Here is a 3,156-nt window from a genome sequence, read left to right as displayed (position 1 = left end):
TCTGATACTCCCCTATAAAAATGGCTATTTATCAACTGTTTGTTGTGACATAGCCTTTTTCATAAATTCAGAACAACAAATCATTGTATCAATGTATTTATATGTTCCTTTTAACTTCCAAAATTCAGCTTCCATCATACCAATAGCGGATTTTGCCGTAGAACCATGAATACATTTGCCTTTCATACAATTCATAAAATGTCCACCAAGACATTTCTCACAGTTTTGGTGAGTATTTGGATTATTCATCATGTGATTTGGACAAACCAATTGATAATCATGAGCTGTAAAAATAATCTTACATTTATGATTTATTTCTTTACGCCACTTCACAATTTCGAGAATCATAGAAGGAGTTAATTGATAATTAAAGTTATTTAAGTGACAAACATCTGGTTTGAAATCATCCAATACTTTACGTAACTGAACTCTAGCTTCTTTACTATAAATTGTTTTAATTGGGTACGTTAACTTACTTAGTTTACTTCCCCCATGAAAGTCCATATCACTTGTATAAACATTAACACGGTTACCTACACAACGTCCTTCATGCTCCATTCCAAAATATTGAACTTCATGTCCCATCTTTTGAAGTTGTTCACCAAGCTTGAAAATATATGTTTCGGAACCACCATTTGGATATAAAAATTTATTTATAATCAATACTCTCATTTATTAATTTCTCCCATATAGTTTCATAGTTTCATCAACAATAACATCCCAATTATATTTATCACAAATAAAATCTGAAGCCTGCGCTTTTAATTCATTTATTTTTTCAGGATGTTCACAAGCATCTTGTAGTTTCTCTTTTAAATCTTCAACATTACTTTTTTTAAAAGTAATTGCTTTGTCTTCTACAACAGAAGCACATTCTTCAATATCAGAAACTAAACAACAATTTCCATAAGACATAGCTTCTAATAGACTTAATGGCATACCTTCAAGATCAGAAGGCAAACAATAGATATATGCGTTTGAATATAATTCTTCTAAGATTCTACCTTGTACAAATCCAGTAAAAATAATTCTGTCATCATCTATTGCTAATTCTTTTAATTCTTTTCCATAGTCAGCCGTATCAGAAATACCACCCGCAATAACTAGTTTTTTATTTGTTTTAATTTGTTTAAAGGCCTTAATAAGATAATGCTCTCCTTTTTCAGGTACAATTCTACCTAAATAAAGAATGTAATTATCTTTTTCTAATCCCCATTTTTTTATTTCTAGAGCTTCAACTACTTCAGGTTTATTAACTCCATTAGGAATAAAATGTGTATCACGATTATATTCATTCTTAAAATAATCTTGCACCCCTTTACTCAAGACTATAATTTCATCTGCATATTTTACTGCATTCTTTTCACCTTGATGAATAAATTTAGATCCAAAGCCATATTTCCATTTTTCTCTTTGCCAATCTAAACCATGAATGGTAACCACAACTCTTTTACCTAATGCTTTAGGTAACCATGAAAAAAATGCAGGTCCCTCAGCATGAATATGAACTACATCATATTTACCAAATGCAGACTTTAATCCTGCAAAGAAAGAAGAACTAACTGCAGCTAATCCTTTTTTATCAATCGTTAAAACTGATTTTTGTATAATACCATCATATTCATTATGAGCATCAAATTCATTTCCCCTCACATGATGACCAGAGCGATTCAAACAAGTAACGTTATTATCTAACTTAACCATACGAGTACATAATTCTTTTACGACAATTTCAACTCCGCCTTCTCGACTTAGTCTCTTTTGCCCAAACATGACTATATTCAAATCAATTCCCCTTTCTTTTTAAACCGCGCCTTTTTTACATATTACAACTAATACTGTTTTAAATAAAATCTCAATATCTAAACCAAGATTCCAGTTTTCAATATAATACTTATCTAATTTAACGACTTCATCAAAATCCGTAATCTCACTTCGACCACTTACTTGCCACATTCCTGTAATTCCAGGTTTGATAGCTAGACGTGCAAAGTGTTGATACTCATATAGATTTGTTTCTGAAATTAAGGGAGGTCTAGTTCCAACAATAGACATATCTCCTTTTAATACATTAAAAAATTGTGGGAATTCATCCAAACTCGTTTTACGAATAAATTCACCAATACCTGTTTTATGAGAACCATCTGACATAACTTTATTTCCAATAACACGAGGATCAAAATCAATCTTAAACATCTTTCCATCCCCTAATTTGTTATCTTTCATTAATTCAGCTTTTCGTTCCTCCGCATCCAAATACATACTGCGGAATTTATACATCTTAAACTTCTTACCATTCTTACCCACACGCTCTTGTGAAAAAAAAATAGGTCCTGGACTTGCAAAATAAATGATTGGACCAATAAAAATAGTAATGATTAATGTTAAAACACATCCAAGTAATCCACAAATAACATCAAACAATCGTTTTAAGAAGATTTCATTTAGCGGAGCATAATTAATACTTGTTGTTAATACTGTATAATCACCAATCTTCTCGACAAACTGTTTCTTACCAGGCGAATTTATAACTTTAGCCAAATTCATATGCACAGTAATACCAGCCATAGTTAATTGTTCAATCAATTCATTTTGATACGCTATTTTTTCGGGTAACACAATCAATACTTCATCTACCCATTCTTTACATGCATACATCGCCACAGAATCTTTATCCGCAACAACCTTAGTATTACTAATTGTTTTACCAATTAAATTTTTATCTAATAATGCAACACCCACAATGTCATAACGAGTATAATTACTCTTTTCGATATTATCGATTACCAAATTCGCAATACCACTTGAACTTATAATCAATAACTTTCTTCGATTACCATTATTGACACCCTTTTTAATATGGCACTTCCATACTTCTCTTACAATATATGTCAATATAAAATAAATACCGATTGTTAAGAATAAAATAAATCTAGAGAAGAAAATCCCTTTTTGAGCTGTAAACAAATATAAAACAGACAATAAGCAAACAATAAACCCATGTTTTAATGTTTTTACAAACTCTTGATAATATCCTCTTTTTAATACACCCTTTAATGTACCAAAAATTAGTAAAACCATTAAATCAGCTAATTCTATTATGAATATAACGGATGGGCAAGCCCATCCAATACGGAGAAATAAGTCCAGTTGATG

At 30.7% G+C, this 3,156-nt stretch carries 3 protein-coding genes; all 3 read right to left on the bottom strand.

Annotation, left to right across the window (positions count from 1 at the left end; translation table 11 throughout):
- Positions 1-24: 24 nt before the first annotated feature.
- The gene (locus KTQ83_RS11510) at positions 25-672 is read right to left on the bottom strand and encodes a glycosyltransferase (protein WP_217256902.1); all 648 of its coding nucleotides are present in this window, start codon (positions 670-672) and stop codon (positions 25-27) included.
- 3 nt (positions 673-675) lie between these two features.
- Positions 676-1,785, bottom strand: coding sequence for a glycosyltransferase family 4 protein (locus KTQ83_RS11505; protein ID WP_244975859.1), 1,110 nt, complete (start codon positions 1,783-1,785; stop codon positions 676-678).
- Positions 1,786-1,803: 18 nt separating this feature from the next.
- On the bottom strand, positions 1,804-3,156 hold a 1,353-nt coding region (locus KTQ83_RS11500), incomplete at its 5' end, for a sugar transferase (protein WP_217256900.1).

The sequence above is a fragment of the Holdemanella porci genome (assembly GCF_019052655.1).
In the GTDB taxonomy this organism is placed as follows: domain Bacteria; phylum Bacillota_I; class Bacilli_A; order Erysipelotrichales; family Erysipelotrichaceae; genus Holdemanella; species Holdemanella hominis.
Note: the sequence above shows the minus strand (reverse complement) of the source record. Positions and strands in the feature narration are given on the sequence as shown.

What these genes read in the sequence shown, in the direction of transcription:
- KTQ83_RS11510 (WP_217256902.1), bottom strand. Translation starts at nt 672, where the DNA reads ATGAGAGTATTGATTATAAATAAATTTTTATATCCAAATGGTGGTTCC.